The 21,382-nt window shown below is 72.6% G+C and carries 18 protein-coding genes and 1 pseudogene; 9 read left to right on the top strand and 10 right to left on the bottom strand.

All coding sequences use genetic code 11. The features are described from left to right. Positions 1 to 68: 68 nt before the first annotated feature. Positions 69 to 410: an anti-sigma factor antagonist BldG gene (gene bldG, locus D0Z67_RS15950; RefSeq protein ID WP_010986038.1), complete on the bottom strand. Its 342-nt coding sequence runs from the start codon at positions 408 to 410 to the stop codon at positions 69 to 71. Between the two features lie 82 nt (positions 411 to 492). Here bldG and D0Z67_RS15945 point away from each other — a divergent pair, with 82 nt between their 5' ends. After that, positions 493 to 3,003 (top strand): DEAD/DEAH box helicase, encoded by a 2,511-nt coding sequence (locus tag D0Z67_RS15945; RefSeq protein ID WP_078873505.1) that lies wholly within the window; start codon positions 493 to 495, stop codon positions 3,001 to 3,003. A gap of 109 nt (positions 3,004 to 3,112) precedes the next feature. On the opposite strand, the pseudogene D0Z67_RS30190 reads toward D0Z67_RS15945, so the two are convergent. From D0Z67_RS30190 to ssd, 7 genes and pseudogenes are all read right to left on the bottom strand, one after another. Next, positions 3,113 to 3,466: pseudogene (locus tag D0Z67_RS30190) on the bottom strand (Rv3654c family TadE-like protein); the annotation flags it as partial. Further along, positions 3,463 to 3,837, bottom strand: a complete 375-nt coding sequence (locus D0Z67_RS15935; RefSeq protein ID WP_031182728.1) for a TadE family type IV pilus minor pilin — start codon at positions 3,835 to 3,837, stop codon at positions 3,463 to 3,465. The gene D0Z67_RS15935 and the pseudogene D0Z67_RS30190, both read right to left, overlap by 4 nt. Further along, entirely contained in the window at positions 3,824 to 4,024 is a 201-nt protein-coding gene (locus D0Z67_RS15930) for a DUF4244 domain-containing protein (protein ID WP_051887932.1), read from the bottom strand. Before D0Z67_RS15930 ends, D0Z67_RS15935 begins: the two co-directional genes overlap by 14 nt. 69 nt (positions 4,025 to 4,093) lie before the next feature. After that, positions 4,094 to 4,882 (bottom strand): type II secretion system F family protein, encoded by a 789-nt coding sequence (locus D0Z67_RS15925; RefSeq protein WP_031182727.1) that lies wholly within the window; start codon positions 4,880 to 4,882, stop codon positions 4,094 to 4,096. Then, complete coding sequence (locus D0Z67_RS15920; protein WP_031182726.1) at positions 4,879 to 5,754, bottom strand: type II secretion system F family protein; 876 nt, start codon at positions 5,752 to 5,754, stop codon at positions 4,879 to 4,881. Before D0Z67_RS15920 ends, D0Z67_RS15925 begins: the two co-directional genes overlap by 4 nt. A gap of 125 nt (positions 5,755 to 5,879) precedes the next feature. After that, entirely contained in the window at positions 5,880 to 7,085 is a 1,206-nt protein-coding gene (locus D0Z67_RS15915) for a TadA family conjugal transfer-associated ATPase (protein WP_031182725.1), read from the bottom strand. Then, positions 7,082 to 8,188: a septum site-determining protein Ssd gene (gene ssd / locus D0Z67_RS15910; protein ID WP_031182724.1), complete on the bottom strand. Its 1,107-nt coding sequence runs from the start codon at positions 8,186 to 8,188 to the stop codon at positions 7,082 to 7,084. Before ssd ends, D0Z67_RS15915 begins: the two co-directional genes overlap by 4 nt. A gap of 579 nt (positions 8,189 to 8,767) precedes the next feature. On the opposite strand from ssd, the gene D0Z67_RS15905 reads away from it, so the two are divergent. Further along, the gene (locus tag D0Z67_RS15905; protein ID WP_031182723.1) at positions 8,768 to 9,598 is read left to right on the top strand and encodes an HAD family hydrolase; all 831 of its coding nucleotides are present in this window, start codon (positions 8,768 to 8,770) and stop codon (positions 9,596 to 9,598) included. A gap of 344 nt (positions 9,599 to 9,942) precedes the next feature. On the opposite strand, the gene D0Z67_RS15900 is transcribed toward D0Z67_RS15905, so the two are convergent. Beyond that, positions 9,943 to 10,767, bottom strand: coding sequence for a Fic family protein (locus D0Z67_RS15900; RefSeq protein WP_031182722.1), 825 nt, complete (start codon positions 10,765 to 10,767; stop codon positions 9,943 to 9,945). 129 nt (positions 10,768 to 10,896) lie between these two features. Here D0Z67_RS15900 and D0Z67_RS15895 point away from each other — a divergent pair, with 129 nt between their 5' ends. After that, a complete protein-coding gene (locus D0Z67_RS15895) occupies positions 10,897 to 11,877 on the top strand; it encodes an ATP-binding protein (RefSeq protein ID WP_031182721.1) in 981 nt (326 codons plus the stop codon). Positions 11,878 to 11,907: 30 nt separating this feature from the next. Here D0Z67_RS15895 and D0Z67_RS15890 read toward each other — a convergent pair whose 3' ends face one another. After that, positions 11,908 to 13,173 carry a polysaccharide deacetylase family protein gene (locus D0Z67_RS15890; RefSeq protein WP_031182720.1) on the bottom strand — a complete coding sequence of 422 codons (1,266 nt, stop codon included), beginning with the start codon at positions 13,171 to 13,173 and terminating at the stop codon, positions 11,908 to 11,910. A 349-nt stretch (positions 13,174 to 13,522) separates the two neighbouring features. On the opposite strand from D0Z67_RS15890, the gene D0Z67_RS15885 reads away from it, so the two are divergent. The 6 genes from D0Z67_RS15885 to D0Z67_RS30185 all read left to right on the top strand — a co-directional run bounded on the left by D0Z67_RS15885 (position 13,523) and on the right by D0Z67_RS30185 (position 21,362). Beyond that, positions 13,523 to 15,877: a SulP family inorganic anion transporter gene (locus tag D0Z67_RS15885; protein ID WP_031182719.1), complete on the top strand. Its 2,355-nt coding sequence runs from the start codon at positions 13,523 to 13,525 to the stop codon at positions 15,875 to 15,877. Between the two features lie 126 nt (positions 15,878 to 16,003). Next, positions 16,004 to 17,962, top strand: coding sequence for an acetate--CoA ligase (gene acs / locus D0Z67_RS15880; protein ID WP_031182718.1), 1,959 nt, complete (start codon positions 16,004 to 16,006; stop codon positions 17,960 to 17,962). Positions 17,963 to 18,131: 169 nt separating this feature from the next. Continuing rightward, positions 18,132 to 19,574, top strand: a complete 1,443-nt coding sequence (gene nhaA, locus D0Z67_RS15875) for a Na+/H+ antiporter NhaA (protein WP_031182717.1) — start codon at positions 18,132 to 18,134, stop codon at positions 19,572 to 19,574. Positions 19,575 to 19,628: 54 nt separating this feature from the next. After that, positions 19,629 to 20,108 (top strand): phage holin family protein, encoded by a 480-nt coding sequence (locus tag D0Z67_RS15870; protein ID WP_031182716.1) that lies wholly within the window; start codon positions 19,629 to 19,631, stop codon positions 20,106 to 20,108. Then, positions 20,105 to 21,040: an alpha/beta fold hydrolase gene (locus D0Z67_RS15865; protein ID WP_031182715.1), complete on the top strand. Its 936-nt coding sequence runs from the start codon at positions 20,105 to 20,107 to the stop codon at positions 21,038 to 21,040. Before D0Z67_RS15870 ends, D0Z67_RS15865 begins: the two co-directional genes overlap by 4 nt. A 139-nt stretch (positions 21,041 to 21,179) precedes the next feature. Further along, complete coding sequence (locus D0Z67_RS30185; protein WP_078873503.1) at positions 21,180 to 21,362, top strand: hypothetical protein; 183 nt, start codon at positions 21,180 to 21,182, stop codon at positions 21,360 to 21,362. Positions 21,363 to 21,382: the final 20 nt, after the last annotated feature.

Genomic DNA, 21,382 nt, shown 5'->3' with positions numbered 1-21,382 from the left:
CGGAACCGAGGCGGAGTCGACCGGCGCCCGGACCGCCGAGACGGCCCGGACCCGGCTTACGACCCTGATCAGTCGGTGGCCGCCACCGCTTCCTCGACCGAGGTGTGGATGGGGAACACCTTGGTGAGGCCGGTGATACGGAAAATCTTCAGAATGCGCTCCTGGTTGCAGACCAGACGGAGCGAGCCCTCATGGGCACGCACCCGCTTCAGGCCACCGACCAGCACGCCGAGCCCGGTGGAGTCGAGGAAGTCCACGCCCTCCATGTCGACGACGAGGTGGAAATTGCCGTCGTTCACCAGCTCGACCAACTGCTCGCGCAGCTTGGGCGCGGTGTACACATCGATTTCGCCACCGACCTCGACGACCGTACGATCGCCGACGGTACGGGTCGACAGGGACAGGTCCACGAATCCTCCAGCACCTTGCTATCGAGCGGTCATCCCTCGGGACATCCCGGCTTACGGCCCTTGGAACACTTCGCCAGCCGCCATGGCATTCAATCACTTACCGGCAGGTGTGCACGACGCCTTGGCTCCATTGTCCGTCAAGCCGGTGACACACTCGGTGTCGATGGCCAAGAATCACCGACCCGATCACCCCCAGCCGGACCCGGCGTCCCGCCCGTCTCCGGAGACGGTTCTGCACCGGCTCGCCTCCGGTCCGAGCAGGTCCGCGCGCATCACTCATACGGAGCACTTGCCCCCCCGTGCGGGCCGCCATGCCGTCTGGCCGGACCGGATTCGCGCCGAGGTGATCGCCGCGGTCCAGGAGCGCGGGATCGAGCACCCCTGGGCCCACCAGGCACTCGCCGCCGAGCACGCCCTGGACGGGGACTCGGTCGTCGTCGCCACCGGCACCGCCTCCGGCAAGTCCCTGGCCTATCTGATGCCGGTGCTGTCCGCCCTGCTGGACGGCTCCGAGGCCCCGAACGGCCGGGGCGCCACCGCCCTGTACCTCTCCCCCACCAAGGCCCTGGCCGCCGACCAGTGCCGCGCGGTACGGGAACTCGCCGCACCCCTGGGCAACGCGGTGCGCCCGGCGGTCTACGACGGCGACACCCCGTTCGAGGAACGCGAGTGGGTCCGGCAGTACGCCAACTACGTCCTGACCAACCCGGACATGCTGCACCGGGGCATCCTGCCCTCCCACCCCCGCTGGTCCTCCTTCCTGAAGTCGCTCAAGTACGTCGTCATCGACGAGTGCCACACCTACCGGGGCGTCTTCGGCTCGCACGTCGCCCAGGTACTGCGCCGGCTGCGCCGACTGTGCGCCCGCTACGGCGCGTCGCCCGTCTTCCTGCTGGCCTCCGCCACGGCCGCCGAGCCCTCGGTCGCCGCCCGCCGGCTGACCGGGCTGCCGGTGGTCGAGGTCGCCGACGACGCCTCCCCGCGCGGCGAACTCGTCTTCGCCCTCTGGGAGCCCCCGCTCACCGAGCTGCACGGCGAGAAGGGGGCCCCGGTGCGCCGCACCGCCACCGCCGAGACCGCCGACCTGCTGACCGACCTCACCGTGCAGGGCGTGCGCTCGGTCGCCTTCGTCCGCTCCCGGCGCGGCGCCGAGCTGATCTCGGTCATCGCGCAGGAACGCCTCGCCGAGGTCGACCGCTCCCTGGTCCGGCGTGTCGCCGCCTATCGCGGCGGCTACCTCCCCGAGGAGCGCCGCGCCCTGGAACGCGCCCTGCACTCCGGCGACCTCCTCGGTCTCGCCGCTACCACCGCCCTGGAGCTGGGCGTGGACATCTCCGGCCTGGACGCGGTGGTGATCGCCGGCTATCCGGGCACCCGCGCCTCCCTGTGGCAGCAGGCGGGCCGCGCCGGCCGCTCCGGGCAGGGCGCGCTGGCGGTCCTGGTGGCACGCGACGACCCGCTGGACACCTATCTCGTCCACCACCCGGAGGCCCTGTTCGACCGCCCGGTGGAGTCCACGGTCCTCGATCCGGACAACCCCTACGTCCTCGCCCCGCACCTGTGCGCCGCCGCCGCCGAGATCCCGCTGACCGAGGCCGACCTCGATCTCTTCGGCCCCGTGAGCGCCGATGTGGTGGGCCAGCTGGAGGCCGCGAAGCTGCTGCGCCGCCGCACCCGTGCCTGGCACTGGACGCGCCGGGAACGCGCCGCCGACCTGACCGACATCCGGGGCACCGGCGGGCCTCCGGTGCAGATCGTGGAGGAGGGCACCGGGCGGCTGCTCGGCACGGTCGACGCGGAGGCCGCGCACTCCGCCGTCCACGAGGGCGCGGTCCACCTCCACCAGGGCCGCACCTACCTGGTGCGCTCGCTCGACCTGAAGGACTCGGTCGCCCTGGTCGAGCAGGCCGACCCGCCGTATTCGACCGCCGCCCGCGACACCACGTCCATCGCCGTCCTGGAGACGGAGACGGAGATCCCGTGGGGCTCCGGCCGCCTGTGCCTCGGCTCGGTCGAGGTCACCAACCAAGTGGTCTCCTTCCTGCGCAGACGCCTGATCACCGGTGAGGTGATGGGCGAGACGAAACTCGATCTCCCGCCGCGCACGCTCCGTACCCGCGCGGTGTGGTGGACGGTCACCGAGGACCAGCTCGACGAAGCCCGGATCAACCCGGAGATCCTCGGCGGCGCCCTGCACGCCGCCGAACACGCCTCGATCGGCATGCTGCCCCTCTTCGCCACCTGCGACCGCTGGGACATCGGCGGGGTCTCGGTCCCGCTGCACCCCGACACGCTGCTCCCCACGGTCTTCGTCTACGACGGCCACCCCGGCGGGGCGGGCTTCGCCGAGCGCGCCTTCCACACCGCCCGCGCCTGGCTGACAGCCACCCGCGAGGCCATCGCCTCCTGCGAGTGCGAGGCCGGCTGCCCGTCCTGCATCCAGTCCCCCAAATGCGGCAACGGCAACGAGCCGCTGCACAAGCGGGGGGCGGTGAGGCTTCTTACGACGCTGCTGCGGGGGGCGCCGGAGGAGACGGAGCCGGACGGGAGCGGGGCGGGGGCCGGGGCGGTCGGGGAGGGCGAGGCGGGCTAGTCCGGCTCGTCCGGCTGGGGGCCGGGGCCCTGCGATGCGGGGCCGGGGGCGCGGGGCCGGTGCCCTGCGATGCCTGGGCCGTGGGGCCGGTGCCCTGCGGTGCCGCCTGGGTCCCCGTGCCCGACGGGTCGGGAGGTCCCGCTCTGGCCCGTACCTCCGCCGTGAACGGTCCGTGTCCCGACCCCGCGCTCACGTCCGAGGTCTCGCCGACGAGCGCGCACCGCACCAGCCGCGCACCCTGTGCCGACGCCACCCGCCGCCCCGCGTCGCACGCCGCCTCCGCGCCCTCGGCCCAGTGGTCCGCCGCCGCGAGCGCCGCCAGATCGGCCGCGCCCGCCGCCCGGTGCCGTACGACCACCGCGTGCCCCAGACCGAGCACGGCGCCGAACACCACGCACAGCAGGGCGATCACCCCGAGGCTCCAGACGGTCGCGGAACCCCGGTCGCCCTCCCGGCTCCTCATGGACCCTCCTCCCTGTCCCCCAGCGCCTCCTCGGCGGCGGCCACGGCCTCCTCCCGCACCTCGAACGGCAGCCCCGTCAGCACCGGCGGCCTCGCCGTCACCGTCACGCGGACCTGCTCGCCCTCGCGGGCGACGACGACCGTCGCCCCACCCGGTGCCGCCTCTCTCGTCAGCCGGACCACTGCCTCGGGCGGGTCCTGGCGGGCGGCGGCCCGCGCCCCGGTGCGGGCGGCGTCCACGCACTGGATCTGGGCGGCCACGGCGAGCAGCCCCCAGACCAGCGCCATGGTGAACGCCACCAGCACCGACAGCACCACGGCCGCCTCCGCCGTCACGAACCCCTGGTCCGCGCCCCGTTCACATGCGCGCACTGAGCGCTCGTTTCACGATGCCCTGGAGTTCCGCCTTGACCTGGCCGCTGGTGACGACCTCGTAGAGCAGCAAGGCGAATCCGACCGCCGCGATGATCCCCATGGCGTACTCGGAGGTCACCATCCCGGCGTCCTTGCGGCACCGCTTCCGCAGCAGCGCCCATGCCCTGCCGGCTTTCTCTCGCATCTCAAGTTCCTTTCACTGAAGCTCGGTTGTCGTTGTCGTTGTCGTTGTCGTGCGCGTCGGTCCGGTCGGTCAGGGCCCACCTCCTCCCAGCGCGCCGCCCGCGAGGCCGATCACCACGGGCAGCACGCCGACCGCGATGAAGGCGGGCAGGAAGCACAGCCCGACCGGCGCCGAGATCAGTACGGCCGCCCGGCGCGCCCGGACCGTGGCCGCCCGTATCGACTCCGCCCGCGCGTCCGAGGCGAGCCGGGCCACGGGTTCGGCCGCCGGGAGCCCCGACCGGTCGGCCCGCTCCAGCAGACGGGCGAGTGCTCCGGCGCCGGGCAGGGCGGTCAACCGGGCCCAGGCGTCCGCCGGTTCACCGCCGAGGCGGGCTTCCGCCGCACCCCGTGCCAGCGCGTCGCCGACCGGCCCTCCGAGTGCCTCCCCGACCGCCTGGGCGGCGACCACCGGACCCGCCCCGGCCTCGATGCAGGCGGCCAGCAGCTCGGCGGCCAGCGGGAGTTGGCGAGAGGCGGCGACCGTGTCGAGAAGCTCCACCGCAGGCCGTACCGCCGCCCGGTGTTCCTGCCACCGCCACAGCGCCGCACCGGCCCCGATTCCCGCCAACGCCCCGAAGACCCCGCCGACGACCACCCACGCCCCGCACCCGGCCCCGGCCACCGGCAGCCACTTCCGGGCCGCGTCGGCGACCGCGAGGGAGCGGCCGGCCCCGGGTGGCTCCACGGCCAGCACCGCCGCCAACCTTCTTCGTGCCAGCTGCCGTTGCCGCACCTGCTCCAGCCGCCGGACCGCCCAGCCGAGGGCTGCGGTCATCCCCACGGCCACCCCCAGGCTGTGGACGAACTCCCCGCTCATGCCGCCTCAGCTCCCCGCACGATCCGGACCGCCCACCAGAGCCCGGCGCCCTCGAACACGGCTCCCGCCACCAGACAGCCCAGCCCGGCCCCGGTGTGCAGCAGCACCCGTAGCGGATCGGCGCCCATGGCCGCGCCCAGCAGCAGCCCGAACAGGGGCAGCACCGCCAGCAGCAGGGCCGTGGCGCGAGCGCCGGACAACTGGGCGCGCAGGTCGGCACGTTGGTCGCGTTCCGCGCGCAGGGCACCGTCCAGCCGGTCGAGTCCCGCCGCCAGACCCGCGCCCTGGTCCACCGCCACCCGCCAGCAGGCGGCCAGCCCCAGCAGCCCTTCGGCACCCGGCTGCCGGGCCGCAACGGCGAGCGCGCCCGGGACATCGCCCCCGAACCGCGCAGCCGCGAGCGCGGCCGCCTGTGCCTCGCCCAGGCCCCCGGAGTCCCGCTCGGCCCGCAGCAGGGCCTCACCGGGCTGCTGACCGGCGCGGACCTCCCCGGCGAGCACCCCGCACAGGGCGATCACCGCGTCCGCCCGGCCTTCCCGCACCAGCCGGGCCCGCCGCGCCTTCCCCACCCGGCGCAGCACCGGCACCCCGGCGGCCCCCGCCACCACCGGGACGACCGAGGCCCCCAGCAGCGCCAGCACCAGCCCCGCCACGAGCGACCACCACTCGGCGCCCACCCGGTCGTGCAGTCGCCGCAGCTCGCCGAGACCCCGCTCCCAGGGCGTCGGCCCGGGGTCCACCACTCCACCGCCCGCGAACAGCAGCCTCGCCCGTCGCACCCCCTGATGCCGCGCGTTCAGCGCCCAGGCCACGCCCCCGGCGCAGGCCAACCCCGCACCCAGCACCGTCTCTCCGACACCGACGTCAGCCACGGCAGGCCACCTCACTCCGATCGTGCAGCCACCGCAGCTCACCGAGACCCCGCTCCGAAGGCGCCGGCCCCGCGCTGACCAACCCGCCGCCCGCGAAAGGCAGCCCTGTCTCTCCCACACCGACGTCAGCCATCACCGATTCCCTCGCCCCCAGCTCCCTCGGACAGCAACTCCCGCAGCCGCTCCCACCCGCGCTCCGGCACGAAGGCCCGCTCGCCCCACCGCAGCGCCGGCACCGTCCGCACCAGCCCCGAGGTGTCCCGCTCCAGCACATGGACCTCGGCGATCCGGCGCCGCCCGGCCCGGTCGCGTACCAGGTGGATCACCACCGAGAGCGCGGCCGCCAACTGGCTGTGCAGCGCGGCCCGGTCGAGCCCGGCCGCCGTGCCCAGTGCCTCCAGGCGGGCCGGGACGTCGGCGGCCGCGTTGGCGTGCACGGTGCCGCAGCCGCCCTCGTGGCCGGTGTTGAGCGCGGCCAGCAGATGCACCACCTCGGGGCCGCGCACCTCCCCGACGACCAGCCGGTCGGGCCGCATCCGCAGCGCCTGCCGGACGAGGTCCTCCAGCGTCACCAGCCCGGCGCCCTCCTGGTTGGCGGGCCGGGTCTCCAGCCGGACGACATGCGGGTGGTCGGGACGCAGCTCGGCCGAGTCCTCGGCCAGCACGATCCGCTCACCGGGGCCGACCAGCCCGAGCAGGGCGCTCAGCAGCGTCGTCTTCCCGGTGCCGGTGCCGCCGCTGACCAGGAAGGAGAGCCGGGCCGCCATCAGCGCCCGCAGCAGCCCCTCCCCGCCCGGCGGCAGCGTGCCCGCGCGGGCCAGCTCGCCGAGGGTGAACGCGCGGGGCCGGACCACACGCAGCGACAGGCAGGTGCAGCCGACCGCCACCGGGGGCAGTACCGCGTGCAGCCGGGTCCCGTCGGGGAGGCGGGCGTCGGCCCAGGGGCGGGCGTCGTCCAGGCGGCGTCCGGCGACGGCGGCCAGCCGTTGCGCGAGCCGTCGGACCGCCGGGGCGTCGGGGAAGGTGACCGGCGTCAGTTCCAGGCCGCCGCCCCGGTCGACCCACACCCGGTCCGGCGCGGTGACCAGCACGTCGGTGACGCTCGGGTCGGCCAGCAGCGGCTCCAGCGGGCCGGAGCCGACGAGTTCGGAGCGCAGGTGCTCGGCCGCGCCCAGGACCTCGGCGTCGCCCAGCACCCGGCCCTGTTCGCGCAGGGCCTGCGCCACGCGCGCGGGGGTGGGTTCGGCGCCGCTCTCGGCGAGGCTGCGCCGGACGCCGTCGAGGAGGGCCGCGCCGTCGGCCGGGCCGAGCCCGAGTCCGGGAAGCGTCATCGGGGGCCTCCCGCCTCGGTCAGCGCCTGCTCCCAGAAGGCGGCGCAGAACCGGGACAGCGGGCCGCGTCCGCTCGCGCCGGGCGGTCTGGCGGTACCCCGGGGCCGCAGCAGCGCGGGCTCGACGGGCACGGTGCCGATCAGCGGCAGCCCGAGCAGCCGGGCCACCTCCTCCTCGTCCAGCCCCGGTCCGTACGGCCCTCTGACCGCGACCCGCAGGTCCCGCACGACCATGCCCATCGCGGAGGCGACCCGGCCGGCCGCCGCCAGCGCGCGCAGCTCCGCCGGCACGACGAGCACCGCCATGTCGAGCTGGGCCAGGGCCTCCGCGACCCCGTCGTCCAGGCGGCGCGGGAGGTCGACGACCACCGTTCCGCCGCGCCGCCGGGCGGCGGCGAGCACCGCGCGGACGGCCTGGGGCGGTACCGCCACGCAGTCGCCCCGGTCCCAGCTCAGGACGCGCAGCGCGTGCAGTTCGGGCAGCGACTCCTCCAGGGCGCCCCCGCCGACCCTGCCGCGCGAGGCGGCGAAGGCGGGCCAGCGCAGCCCCTGTGCCGTCTCACCGCCGAGGAGCACGTCGAGTCCGCCGCCGAGCGGGTCGGCGTCCACCAGGAGGGTCCGCAGTCCCTGGTGGGCGGAGGTGACGGCGAGAGCGCAGGCCAGGGTGGAGGCCCCGGCGCCGCCCCGGCCGCCGATGACGCCGACGGTGAGGGCGGGACGGCCGACGCCCTCCGCCACGTCGGCGATCCGGTCGATGAGCCACTGCTCACCGTCGGGCAGCATCAGCACATGGTCGGCGCCGATCCCGACCGCGCGTTTCCACACGTCCGGGTCGTCCTGGTCCCGGCCGACCAGGACCACTCCGCGCCGCCGCGCGGCTCCGCGCACCCGGCGGGCCGCGTCGTCACCGACCAGGACGAGCGGCGCGCCGTCCCATCCCCCGCCGTGGTCCGGGACTCCGTGGTGGACCTCGGGTGTGGCGCCGGCCGCCGCGCACAGGCGCAGCAGGTCGTCGAGGAGCGCCGCGTCCTCGGTGACGATGAGCGGCCGTCCCGGTCGTCCGGCCGTGGCCGGAGGCGGATCGTGCGCGACGGTTCCGGTCATGGTGTTCCCCCTTCACTGCGACTTCCGCGCCGCTCTCTCGGCCGCGCGATTGCTGGAGATGTGGAGAACCGGTAAAGGTCTCCATATGAACGGCCGACAGAAACCGGCCATACACACTCCGCATTGCGATCCGGCCATGAACGGGCCCGGATCTGGAGCGCTGGAATCACGATGGGGCGAACCGCGAAATCGTGTGGATCTTGGTCAAAAACTGTGGACGGCGGAGCGCCTGTGAATAACTTCGTCACTCATACCGGTGACACCGGCACGCACTGTGTACGAGTTTCCGAGCGCACCCTGATGATTACCGTACGTAATCAATCATGGGCATGACGAAAGGGCGGCCGCAGCCGCCCGGTGCCGGTTCCGTACCGGCCGAATGGGGAGGAAAACGCGTCCGGACATGCGACGACCCCCGCCGGGGGGGAGAGCGGGGGTCGTCCCCACGGCCGACTCGGGGGGGGGAGGAGTCGGACCGGGGTTAGCACGGTCGCGAACGATCCGTGACTTCCATGGTGTACCCGAGAGGCTTCTCAGGCAAACCCACACGCCACACCTTACGCCGAATGGTGGGCGCCTATGCTCAGTGACGTGGAAAACCACTCCTTGCCTCGCGCAGCGGCCTTCTTCGACCTGGACAAGACGGTCATTGCGAAGTCCAGCACGCTCACCTTCAGCAAGTCCTTCTACCAAGGCGGACTGATCAACCGCAGAGCGGCCTTGCGCACCGCATATGCCCAGTTCGTGTTCCTGGCCGGCGGTTTGGACCATGACCAGATGGAGCGCATGCGGGAGTACCTCTCCGCGCTCTGCCGGGGCTGGAACGTGCGCCAGGTCCAGGAGATCGTGGCCGAGACCCTGCACGACCTGATCGACCCGATCATCTACGACGAGGCCGCCTCCCTGATCGAGGAGCACCACTCGGCGGGCCGGGACGTCGTGATCGTGTCCACCTCGGGCGCGGAGGTCGTGGAGCCGATCGGCGAACTGCTCGGCGCCGACCGGGTGGTGGCCACCCGCCTGGTGGTCGGCGAGGACGGCTGCTTCACCGGCGAGGTGGAGTACTACGCGTACGGCCCCACCAAGGCCGAGGCGATCCGGGAGCTGGCCGCCTCCGAGGGGTACGACCTCGACCGCAGCTTCGCCTACAGCGACTCGGCCACCGACGTGCCCATGCTCCAGGCCGTCGGCCACCCGCACGCCGTCAACCCCGACCGCGCGCTGCGCCGCGAGGCCGTATCGCGCGGCTGGCCGGTGCTGGAGTTCCGCAAGCCGGTCCGGCTCAAGCAGCGCCTGCCCTCGCTGCACGCGCCCCGCCCGGCGGTCGTCGCGGCGGCGGCACTGGGCGCGGCGGCCGCGACCGCGGGCCTCGTCTGGTACGCCAGCAGGCGCCGGGGCACGGCCGTCTGATCTCCTCTTCACCCCTGTCCGGTTCGACCCTGTTTGAAGTCAAAAGTAAAGAAGTGCGGGCAGGGGTTTCCCTCGTCACGAGGTTGCAGTACAAAGGATTCACGGCCTGCGGGACCTGAGGACATCCGAGAGGATTCCCTACCACTACGCATTTGGGCCCCACGGACCTCGCATGAACACCGGGCACCCACGCGACGTCGGACCGTCGATTACGGGCCTGCTACACCAGGGCCGGGCAAAGACCCCGACCTGATGAGCAACATATCGAGGACGCTTGGTAACCCGGTGAACATGCCAGCGGCGGTACGAGGACACTTCGTACCGCCGCAACCATGTGTGAGGGGTCAGGCCGCTCCGCGCTGGAGGGCCTCGCAGACCGCCGTCGACTCGCGCGCGCCCAGTTCGACCGCGCGGCCGCAGTGGGCGATCCAGGCCGCCATGCCGCCGGGGGTGCCGGAGACATAGCCGTCGAGCGCGGCGAGGTAGGAGGCGCGGCCCAGTTCGGCGTGGCCGACCTCGGCGGGGCACACCGACTTCGGGTCCAGGCCGCTGCCGATCAGGACGATCCGCTCGGCCGTGCGCGCCACCAGCCCGTTGTGCGAGGTGAAGGGGCGCAGCGCGAGGATCTCGCCGTGCACCACGGCGGCCGTCACCAGCGCGGGCGCGGAGGACCCGGCGATGACCAGCTCCGCGAGGCCGTCCAGGCGTCCGGACACCTCCGGGGCGTCCGGCAGCGGCAGTTCGATGAGCGGCTCGTCGGCGAGTTCGCCCGCCCGGCGCGGCCGGCCGACCTCGTCGGTGTCGCTCGCGGCGGCCACCATGTGCAGCCGGGCCAGCACCCGCAGCGGGGACTGCCGCCAGATGGACAGCAGTTGCCCGGCCTCGGCGGTGAGCCTCAGGGCCGCGCCCATGACGCGCGCCTCGTCGCCGGTGCTGAAGTCGGTGCGGCGGCGCACCTCCTCCAGGGCCCAGTCGGCGCCGGACAGTGCCGCCGAGCCGCGCGCGCCGCGCAGGGCCGCCTCGGAGGTGATGGCATTGCTGCGACGGCGCATGATCCGGTGTCCGTACACCCGGTCCACGGCCTTGCGCACGGACTCCACGGAGTCGGCCACGCCGGGCAACGAGCCCAGGGCCGCAAGGGGATCTGCGGTCGCTCCTGTCGTACTCATGAGGTCGACCCTACGCGCCCCCGCCTTTTGCCGACCGTCACCCCTTCTTCGGCCTTCACACCCCTCGAAGGAGTGATGTTCACGGCCTTCCTGGCACATACAGCTACGAGCTGACTACCCTTCGTGAACATGAAAATTGCTTTCGTCGGGAAGGGCGGCAGCGGCAAGACCACGCTCTCCTCCCTCTTCATCCGCCATCTCGCCGCCGCCGGCGCCCCGGTGGTCGCGATCGACGCGGACATCAACCAGCACCTCGGGCCCGCGCTCGGCCTCGACGAGGACCAGGCGGCGGCGCTGCCCGCCATGGGCGACCGGCTGCCGCTGATCAAGGACCATCTGCGCGGCACCAACCCGCGCATCGCCTCCGCCGAGACGATGATCAAGACCACCCCGCCCGGCACGGGTTCGCGGCTGGTCCGGATCAGCGAGCCCGACGCGATCTACGACGCCTGCGCGCGTCCGGTGGAACTCGACGGCGGCGCCGTCCGTCTGATGGTCACCGGCCCCTTCACCGAGGCCGACCTGGGGGTGGCCTGCTACCACTCCAAGACCGGAGCGGTGGAGCTGTTCCTGAACCACCTCGTCGACGGCCCCGGCGAGTACGTGGTGGTCGACATGACCGCCGGCTCGGACTCCTTCGCCTCGGGCATGTTCACCCGCTTCGACATGACGTTCCTCGTCGCCGAGCCGACCCGGAAGGGGGTGTCCGTGTACCGCCAGTACAAGGAGTACGCCCGCGACTTCGGCGTCACCCTGAAGGTCGTCGGCAACAAGGTCCAGGGTCCGGAGGACGTCGACTTCCTGCGCGAGGAGGTCGGGGACGACCTGCTGGTGACGGTCGGCCACTCCGACTGGGTGCGCGCCATGGAGAAGGGGCGCCCACCCCGCTTCGCCCTGCTGGAGAACGGCAACGTCCGCGCGCTGGAGACGCTCCGGGACGCCGCCGACGCGACGCACCGGCTGCGGGACTGGGAGCGGTACACCCGGCAGATGGTCCACTTCCATCTGCGCAACGCCCAGTCGTGGGGCAACGAGCGCACCGGGGCCGACCTGGCGGCGCAGATCGACCCCGGCTTCGTGCTCGGCGAGAGCGTGGCGGCTCCCGCCTGACGCATGCGCGTGATTCCCGCGGGCTGCCGGCTACTGCTTGGCGGCCGGCGCGCCGGGGACGCCCTTCGGCGCCGGGGCCGGGCGGCCGGAGAGCAGGGACGCCCAGCCCTGCTTGGGCGTCTCGCCCACCTCCAGGGTGCGCAGCTTGGCCAGGGTCTGCGGGTCCTGGGCGTCCAGCCAGTCGGTCAGCTCGTGGAACGAGACGCAGCGGACGTCGGGCTTGTTGCACACCTTCTTGACGACGTCCTCCACGGCGCGCATGTACGTGCCGCCGTTCCAGGACTCGAAGTGGTTGCCGATGATCAGGGGCGCGCGGTTGCCGTCGTAGGCGCGGTCGAAGCCCTTGAGGAGGCCGTCACGCATCTCGTCGCCCCACAGGGCGAACTTGTCGGGGTCGCCCTGGGTTTGGGTGCCGGACTGGTTGACCATGAAGTTGTAGTCCATGGTGAGCTGCTCGAAGGTGTGGCCGGGGAAGGGCACGAGCTGCATGGAAAGGTCCCAGAGACCTTCCTTCTTCTTCGGCCAGACCTGGTTGTTGACGCCGCTGGAGTCATAGCGGAAGCCCATCTGGCCGGCCGCCTTGACGAAGTTCTTCTGCCCTTCCAGGCAGGGGGTGCGGGCGCCGATGAGTTCCTTGTCGTAGTCGAAGGGCAGCGGCGAGGACTTCTTCAGGCCCGAGTTGGTCTTCCAGGTCTTCACGAACTCCTTGGCCTGGTTGATCTCGCTCTTCCACTCGGCCACGGACCACTGGCCGCCCCCGCCGTCGGGACCGCAGAAGTGGCCGTTGAAGTGGGTGCCGATCTCGTTGCCCTCCAGCCAGGCGAGGCGGGCCTGCTTGGCGGTGTCGGCGATGCCCTGCTCGTCGTTGAAGCCGATGTCGGAGCGGCCCGGCGAGTGCTGCGGCGGCTTGTAGAGGTCCCGCTTCTCCTCGGGCAGCATGTAGACGCCGCTGAGGAAGAACGTCATGTTGGCGTGGTTGTCCTTGGCGACCTTGCGGAAGTGCGAGAACAGCTTCTGGCTGTCCTCACCCGCGCCGTCCCAGGAGAACACCACGAACTGCGGCGGCTTCTGACCGGGCTTCAGCTTCTCGGGCCTGACCAGGTGCGGCTGCGCGCCGGTGTACGCGGTGGAGCCGTCGCCGATCAGCCGGACGACGCTCTTGGGGGCCGGGGCGCCCTTCTGCGGGCCGGGCGCGCCCTCCCGTGCCCCGTCGGAGCCGGCGGCGCAACCGGCGAGGGACGCCGCACCGGCAGCGGCGACCATGGCACAGACGGCGATCCTCTGGGTGGCGGCCATGTTCCGCCCACCTTCTTCCTTCTCTCGGGCGAACTGTCAGGCGAACGCCGATGAGGGCGTTTTCTGGTGATCCGCCGGATTCCTCCTGGCGGCGCCGTCAAATTCGCATGGGGTCGAGAAGGAATTAGTACGACAAGCCGATGAAATGCCCGCTTCACTCGGCCGAGTGCACATATGTGCCATTTGCCGCGAAAAGCTATGCCGCGTCTTTACTCTGGATTACGGTCTGTTTACCGAACGTTGAAGCATCCCGCCGCTGCACGCCGTGACCCACGGCCGCGACCGAACACCCCGCCCCTGAGCGGAACCCCACAGACCGCGACCGCGCTGCCCCGGAGGAGACGGGAACATGTCAGCCTGCGCCCCACCCCGTAACGAGCACTCCCCGCCCACCACCCCACCGCCCCGGCGCCGCCGTTTCCGCGTCGGGAGCGCCGATGTCTCCGCGTCCGTCGCGGTGTTCCTCATCGCCCTGCCGCTCTCGCTCGGCATCGCCCTGGCCACCGGCGCCCCGCTCCAGGCGGGCCTGGTCGCCGCCGCGGTCGGCGGGATCGTCGCCGGCCGGATCGGCGGCTGCCCGTTGCAGGTCAGCGGGCCCGCCGCCGGTCTGACCGTGGTCACCGCCGACCTCATCCACCAGTACGGCTGGCGGGCGACCTGCGGCATCACCGTCCTCGCCGGAATCGCCCAGCTCGGCCTCGGCTGCATGAAGGTGGCGCGCGGCGCGCTCGCCGTCAGCCCGGCGGTCGTGCACGGCATGCTCGCCGGGATCGGCATCACCATCGCCGTGGCCCAGGTGCACATCGTGCTCGGCGGCCGGCCGGACAGCTCCGTCCTCACCAACCTGCGCGCGCTCCCCGCGCAGTTGGCCCGTCTCGACCCGGCCGCCCTGGTGATCAGCGCCCTGACGCTGACCCTGCTGTTCGCCTGGCCCCGCATCCCGGACCCCGTGGGCAGCCTGCTGCGCAAGGTGCCGGCCGCGCTGGTCGCCGTCGTCGGGGCCACCGCGGCGGCGGCGCTGACCGGGCTCACCCTGCCCCGCGTCGATCTGCCGTCCTGGCGCAGCCACGCGCTGGCCGGACTCCCCCAGGGTCCGACGCTCGGCATCGTCGCCGCCGTGCTCACCACCACGCTGGTGTGCAGCGTGCAGTCGCTGCTCGGCGCGGTGGCCGTGGACAAGCTGGCGGCCGGCCATACCGGCTCCGCGCGCGTGGGGCGTTCCGACCTGGACCGTGAACTGCTCGGCCAGGGCGCGGCCAACATCGTCTCCGGCGCTCTCGGCGGACTGCCGGTCGCGGGAGTGGCCGTACGCAGCACGGCGAACGTCAACGCGGGCGCGGTCAGCCGGAACTCCACGATGCTGCACGGCGCTCTCGTGGTGATCGCCACCCTGCTGCTGGTCCCCGTCCTGGAGCAGATCCCGCTCGCCTCACTGGCCGCCCTGGTGATGGCCGTCGGCATCCAGATGGTGTCCCTGAACCACATCCGCACGGTGACCCGGCACCGCGAGGTGCCGGTGTACGTCGTGACCACTCTCGGCGTGGTCTGCCTCAACGTCCTGCAGGGCGTGCTCCTCGGCATCGCCGTGGCCGTCGCCCTCGCCCTGCACCGCCTCACCCACACCCGCATCACGCACGGGGAGCGGGAGGGGGCCCACCACATCCGGGTGAGCGGCCAGTTGACGTTCCTCGCCGTGCCCCGGCTCAGCAGAGCCCTGCACCGCGTCCCCCACGGCACGCGCGCCGTCGTCGAGCTGGACGGCTCCTTCATGGACCACGCGGCGTACGAGGCGCTCCAGGACTGGCGGACCTCCCACACCGCGCGGGGCGGCACCGCCGAACTGAAGGACCGCCGCACCGGGGTGAGCGCGGGCACCCCGCCCTCCACCGTCTGCCGCTGCCGCCCCTGGACCCCCTGGCGCAACCACCGGTGCGCCCTGCCCACGGCACCCGGGCGCCAGGACGGGGCCGGCACCACGGGCGCCCCCCGCCCCGACACCCATGAACTCGCCCGTGGCATCAGCTCGTTCCAGCGGAACACCGCCCCGCTGGTGCGGGAGGAGCTGGCCCGGCTGGCCAAGGAGGGGCAGCGGCCCTCGCAGCTCTTCCTCACCTGCGCCGACTCCCGGCTCGTCACCTCGATGATCACCGCCAGCGGCCCCGGCGACCTGTTCGTGGTGCGCAACGTCGGCAATCTGGTCCCACCCCCCGGCGAGGAGCACGCCGACGACTCGGTGGCCGCCGCCATCGAGTACGCGGTGGAGGTGCTCGGGGTCAGGTCGATCACCGTGTGCGGGCACTCCGGGTGCGGGGCGATGCAGGCCCTGCTCGCCGCCGAGCCCGGCGCCGCCCCGACCCCGCTGCGCCGGTGGCTGCGGCACGGGGAGCCGAGCCTGGCCCGGCTGGCGGAGGGGCGTCCGGAGCGGCCCCGGCTCGCCCCGCGCCCGGCTGCCGACGCGGTGGAGGAGCTGTCGCTGGCCAATGTGGTGCAGCAGTTGGCGCATCTGCGGGCGCACGAGTCGGTCGCACGCGCCCTCGCGGCCGGCCGGCTGGAGCTGCACGGCATGTACTTCCACGTCGGAGAGGCGCGGGCGTACCTGCTGGGCGACGACGGAGACGAGGCGGAGGCGGCGGTGTTCCACGACGTCAGAGAGGACGCCAGGGACGACGTGCGAGGGGTGCCGGAGGTGGGCAGCTTGGTCTGAGCGGCCACCCGCGCGGGGACCGCAGAAAGGTCTAAACCAATTCTGCGGTCCACCCTTGTCATCAGCCCCGACGTCTGATGAGGTGTGGCCTGGGACACAACGGACACCCTGGGAAAGGGAGATGTCGTGAGCAACGAGAGCCTGGCCAACCTCTTGAAGGAGGAGCGACGCTTCGCGCCGCCGGCCGACCTGGCCGCGAACGCCAACGTCACGGCCGAGGCGTACGAGCAGGCCGCGGCGGACCGGCTCGGTTTCTGGGCCGAGCAGGCCCGCAGGCTGAGCTGGGCCAAGGAGCCGACGAAGACGCTGGACTGGTCGAACCCGCCGTTCGCCAAGTGGTTCGAGGACGGCGAGCTGAACGTCGCCTACAACTGCGTGGACCGGCACGTGGAGGCCGGGAACGGCGACCGGGTCGCCATCCACTTCGAGGGCGAGCCGGGCGACAGCCGCTCCATCACCTACGCCGAGCTGAAGGACGAGGTCTCCAAGGCGGCCAACGCGCTGCTGGAGCTGGGTGTCCGCAAGGGCGACCGGGTCGCCATCTACATGCCGATGATCCCCGAGACCGCAATCGCCATGCTGGCCGCCGCCCGCATCGGCGCCGCGCACTCGGTGGTCTTCGGCGGCTTCTCGGCCGACGCGCTGGCCACCCGCATCAAGGACGCGGACGCCAAGGTCGTCATCACCGCCGACGGCGGCTACCGCCGGGGCCAGCCGTCCGCGCTCAAGCCCGCCGTGGACGACGCGGTCGCCAAGGCCGAGGGCACCGTCGAGCACGTGCTGGTGGTGCGCCGTACCGGGCAGGACGTGGCGTTCGACGCCGAGCGGGACGTGTGGTGGGACGAGCTGGTCGGGCGCCAGTCGGCCGAGCACACCCCGGAGGCGTTCGACGCGGAGCACCCGCTGTTCATCCTCTACACCTCCGGCACCACGGGTAAGCCCAAGGGCATCCTGCACACCTCCGGCGGCTACCTCACGCAGACCGCCTACACCCACTGGGCGGTGTTCGACCTCAAGCCGGAGACCGACGTCTACTGGTGCACGGCCGACGTCGGCTGGGTCACGGGCCACTCGTACATCGTGTACGGCCCGCTGGCCAACGGCGCGACCCAGGTGATGTACGAGGGCACCCCGGACACCCCGCACCAGGGCCGCTTCTGGGAGATCGTCGAGAAGTACCGCGTCTCGATCCTCTACACCGCGCCGACCGCGATCCGGACGTTCATGAAGTGGGGCGACGAGATCCCCGCGCAGTTCGACCTGAGCTCGCTGCGCGTGCTCGGTTCGGTGGGCGAGCCCATCAACCCCGAGGCGTGGGTCTGGTACCGCAAGAACATCGGCGCCGACCGCACCCCGGTCGTGGACACCTGGTGGCAGACCGAGACCGGCGCGATGATGATCTCGCCGCTGCCGGGCGTCACCGAGACCAAGCCCGGTTCCGCGCAGCGCCCGCTGCCCGGCATCAGCGCCACCGTCGTCGACGACGAGGCGAACGAGGTGCCGAACGGGGGCGGCGGCTATCTGGTCCTCACCGAGCCGTGGCCGTCGATGCTCCGCACCATCTGGGGCGACGACCAGCGCTTCCTGGACACCTACTGGTCGCGCTTCGAGGGCAAGTACTTCGCCGGCGACGGCGCCAAGAAGGACGACGACGGCGACATCTGGCTGCTCGGCCGGGTGGACGACGTGATGCTGGTGTCGGGCCACAACATCTCCACCACCGAGGTGGAGTCGGCGCTGGTGTCGCACCCGGCGGTCGCCGAGGCGGCCGTGGTGGGCGCCGCCGACGAGACGACCGGGCAGGCCATCGTCGCGTTCGTCATCCTGCGCGGCTCGGCCGCCGAGGACGAGAAGCTGGTCGCCGAGCTGCGCGACCACGTCGGCGCCACCCTCGGCCCGATCGCCAAGCCCAAGCGCGTGCTGCCGGTCGCGGAGCTGCCCAAGACCCGCTCCGGCAAGATCATGCGCCGGCTGCTGCGGGACGTGGCGGAGAACCGCCGGCTCGGAGACGTCACCACCCTGACCGACTCCACGGTCATGACGCTCATCCAGTCCAAGCTGCCGTCCTCCTCCAGCGAGGACTGAGCCGAGGCGGACAGAGGGTGCCCCGGCGACCGCGCCGGGGCACCGGCCTGCCAGATCATCTGATCTTAGGTAAAGTAAACAAAGTACGGCACGAGTCCGTGCCTCAAGGTGCGCCGGGAAGTCTGGTCGGCAAGCGTTCTGTCATGCCCACCAGCCGGAGGTCTTCACCGTGGCCGCGCCCCGCACCCCCAGCCCCGCCCGTAAGGCGCTCTCCCGCCTGTCCCTGCCGGAGCGGACCGCCGTGGCGGACGCGTTGCGCACCGAGACCGTGGGCGGTGTCCTGCTGCTCGCCGCCGCCGTCGCGGCGCTGATCTGGGCCAACATCCCCGCGCTGAGCCCCGCGTACACGGCCGTCAGCGACTTCCACCTCGGCCCCGCCGCCCTCGGCCTGGACCTCTCCGTCGCCCACTGGGCGGCCGACGGCCTGCTCGCGGTGTTCTTCTTCGTCGCCGGGGTCGAGCTGAAGCGGGAACTGGTGGCCGGCGACCTGCGCGACCCCAAGGCTGCCGTCCTGCCCGTGGTGGCCGCGCTGTGCGGGATGGCCGTACCCGCGCTGGTCTACACGCTGACCAGCCTCACCGGTGGCGGCTCCCTGGCCGGCTGGGCGGTGCCGACCGCCACCGACATCGCCTTCGCGCTCGCCGTCCTCGCGGTCATCGGCACCTCGCTGCCCAGCGCGCTGCGCGCCTTCCTGCTGACCCTCGCCGTGGTCGACGACCTCTTCGCCATCCTGATCATCGCGGTCTTCTTCACCGGCCGGATCAATTTCGCCGCGCTCGGCGGTGCCGTCGCCGCCCTCGCCCTGTTCTGGCTGCTCCAGCGCAAGGGCGTGCGCGGCTGGTACGTCCATCTGCCGCTGGCACTGGTGATCTGGGCGCTGATGTACAACAGCGGCGTCCACGCCACCATCGCCGGTGTGGCGATGGGCCTGATGCTCCGCTGCGTCACCCGTGAGGGTGAGGAGCGGTCGCCGGGTGAACGGCTGGAGCATCTGGTCCGCCCCCTGTCGGCCGGCCTCGCGGTACCGCTGTTCGCCCTGTTCAGCGCGGGTGTGCCGGTGTCCGGCGGGGCACTGGCCCAGGTGTTCACCCGGCCGGAGACGCTCGGCGTGGTGCTCGGCCTGGTCGTCGGCAAGACGGTCGGTGTCTTCGGCGGCACCTGGCTGACCGTGCGCTTCACCCGCGCCTCGCTGAGCGAGGGGCTGGCCTGGGCCGATGTCTTCGCGGTCGCCACGCTCGCCGGGATCGGCTTCACCGTCTCCCTGCTCATCGGCGAGCTGGCCTTCACCGGCGACGCCGTGCTCACCGAGGAGGTGAAGGCGTCCGTCCTCGTCGGATCGCTGATCGCGGCCATCTGTGCGACGGTGCTGCTGAAGGTGCGCAACGCCAGGTACCGGCGGCTGTGCGAGGACGAGGAGCGCGACGAGGACCAGGACGGCATCCCCGACGTCTACGAGCAGGACGATCCGGCGTACCACCTGCGCATGGCCGAGATCCATGAGGGGAAGGCCGCTGAGCACCGGCGTATCGCGGCCGGGCTGTCCGCCGCCGCGCGCCACGCGCGTGCCGAAGTACCGGGCGGGGCAGGCGAGGAGAACGGTCGTCCGGCATGATCTGACGAGACGGTACAAAACAAGACGGCATCACAAGCAGAGGGAGAGAACGCGATGAGCGCACCCGACGGCAGGCCGGTCGGCGCCGAACACAGCATCGGCCAGCTGGTCGCCTCGGCGACGACCGAGATGTCGGCGCTGGTGCACGACGAGATCGCGCTGGCCAAGGCGCAGCTCAAGCGGGACGTGAAGCGCGGCGCGGCGAGCGGCGGTGCCTTCTCGGGCGCGGGCGCGGTGCTGGTGTTCTCGCTGCCGATGCTCAACTTCGCGCTGGCGTACGGCATCCGGACCTGGAGCCACTGGAACCTCGCGGTGTGCTTCCTGCTGTCCTTCGCCGCCAATGTACTGGTGGCCGGTCTGCTCGCGCTGATCGGTGTGGTGTTCGCCAAGAAGGCCAAGAAGAGCAAGGGCCCGCAGAAGGTCGCCGCGTCCGTGAAGCAGTCGGCGGGCGTCCTGCAGAACGCCAAGCCGCATCCGCGTGAGCTGCCTGTGGCGGACCGCGCGCACAAGGCTGTGGCACGCTCGTCCTCATGACGGAACCCGCCGCCGCACCAGCCGTACGCCTCGACCTGCCCTCCGGGGAGCAGGTGACGCACCGGGACGTCGCCGCCAACGGCGCGCGTTTCCACATCGCGGAGCTGGGCGACGGCCCCCTGGTGCTGCTGCTGCACGGCTTCCCGCAGTTCTGGTGGACCTGGCGGTATCAGCTGTCCGCGCTGGCGGGCGCGGGCTACCGGGCCGTGGCCATGGACCTGCGGGGCGTCGGCGGCAGCGACCGCACCCCGCGCGGATACGACCCGGCCAACCTCGCGCTGGACGTCACCGGGGTGATCCGCTCGCTCGGCGAGCCGGACGCCGCGCTGGTCGGCCATGACCTGGGCGGCTACCTGGCGTGGACGGCGGCGGCGATGCGGCCCAAGCTGGTGCGGCGGCTCGCGGTGGCGTCGATGCCGCACCCGAGGCGCTGGCGCGCGGCGATGCTGCGGGACGCCCGGCAGACGGCGGCCAGCTCCTACATCTGGGGTTTCCAGCGGCCCTGGATTCCCGAGCGGCAGCTCACCGCCGACGACGGCGCGCTGGTGGGCGAGCTGATCCGGGACTGGTCCGGGCCGCGTCTGCCGGAGGACGCGGACGTGGCGGCGTACCAGCGGGCGATGTGCATCCCGTCGACGGCGCACTGCTCGATCGAGCCGTACCGCTGGCTGGTGCGGTCGCTGGCCCGGCCGGACGGCATCCAGTTCAACCGGCGGATGAAGCGGCCGGTGCGGGTGCCCACGCTGCATCTGCACGGTTCGCTGGACCCGGTCACCCGCACCCGCAGCGCGGCCGGTTCGGGCGAATACGTGGAGGCGCCCTACCGCTGGCGGCTGTTCGACGGACTGGGGCACTTCCCGCACGAGGAGGACCCCGCGGCGTTCTCCACCGAGCTGATCAACTGGCTGAAGGACCCCGAACCCGACCGGTGACCGTTCGGGTGCACCGAGTGTCCGCTTTCCCGACCGTTTCCGGCTGTTTGCTCACCGAACTGCCACATGCCTGACGCATAGGCCGATCAGGGGGCCCGGACGCGGTTACTGACCTTGGGGCGGGGGCACACGTCGGGGTATGGGCTGGACGCACGACTACGGTGACGCACCCCGCGAACGACGCTCGGCCTCCGGGCCCGATTCGCCGCACCCAGGAACACCGCAACTCGCGGAGACCGACCCGAGGGTGGGGATTCCGCGCATCCTGCGCCGCCGGGCCCGCTGGGTCTCGGTACGCCTGCGTCACACCGCGCGCACCTGAACCGCTGTCACCTCGCGGGA

The sequence above is a fragment of the Streptomyces seoulensis genome, assembly GCF_004328625.1.
Taxonomy (GTDB): Bacteria; Actinomycetota; Actinomycetes; order Streptomycetales; family Streptomycetaceae; genus Streptomyces; species Streptomyces seoulensis.
The sequence above is the reverse complement of the archived record's forward strand: the minus strand, read 5'-3'. Positions and strand labels throughout refer to the sequence as shown.

Excerpts from the sequence above, each read along its gene's own strand:
- D0Z67_RS15900 (WP_031182722.1), bottom strand. The coding sequence starts at position 10,767 with ATGAGTACGACAGGAGCGACCGCAGATCCCCTTGCGGCCCTGGGCTCG.
- D0Z67_RS15905 (WP_031182723.1), top strand. The coding sequence starts at position 8,768 with ATGCTCAGTGACGTGGAAAACCACTCCTTGCCTCGCGCAGCGGCCTTC.
- D0Z67_RS15895 (WP_031182721.1), top strand. The coding sequence starts at position 10,897 with ATGAAAATTGCTTTCGTCGGGAAGGGCGGCAGCGGCAAGACCACGCTC.
- D0Z67_RS15945 (WP_078873505.1), top strand. The coding sequence starts at position 493 with ATGGCATTCAATCACTTACCGGCAGGTGTGCACGACGCCTTGGCTCCA.
- D0Z67_RS30185 (WP_078873503.1), top strand. The coding sequence starts at position 21,180 with ATGGGCTGGACGCACGACTACGGTGACGCACCCCGCGAACGACGCTCG.
- D0Z67_RS15890 (WP_031182720.1), bottom strand. The coding sequence starts at position 13,173 with ATGGCCGCCACCCAGAGGATCGCCGTCTGTGCCATGGTCGCCGCTGCC.
- D0Z67_RS15870 (WP_031182716.1), top strand. The coding sequence starts at position 19,629 with ATGAGCGCACCCGACGGCAGGCCGGTCGGCGCCGAACACAGCATCGGC.
- D0Z67_RS15915 (WP_031182725.1), bottom strand. The coding sequence starts at position 7,085 with ATGACGCTTCCCGGACTCGGGCTCGGCCCGGCCGACGGCGCGGCCCTC.
- D0Z67_RS15925 (WP_031182727.1), bottom strand. The coding sequence starts at position 4,882 with ATGAGCGGGGAGTTCGTCCACAGCCTGGGGGTGGCCGTGGGGATGACC.
- ssd (WP_031182724.1), bottom strand. The coding sequence starts at position 8,188 with ATGACCGGAACCGTCGCGCACGATCCGCCTCCGGCCACGGCCGGACGA.
- D0Z67_RS15885 (WP_031182719.1), top strand. The coding sequence starts at position 13,523 with ATGTCAGCCTGCGCCCCACCCCGTAACGAGCACTCCCCGCCCACCACC.
- D0Z67_RS15865 (WP_031182715.1), top strand. The coding sequence starts at position 20,105 with ATGACGGAACCCGCCGCCGCACCAGCCGTACGCCTCGACCTGCCCTCC.
- D0Z67_RS15930 (WP_051887932.1), bottom strand. The coding sequence starts at position 4,024 with ATGCGAGAGAAAGCCGGCAGGGCATGGGCGCTGCTGCGGAAGCGGTGC.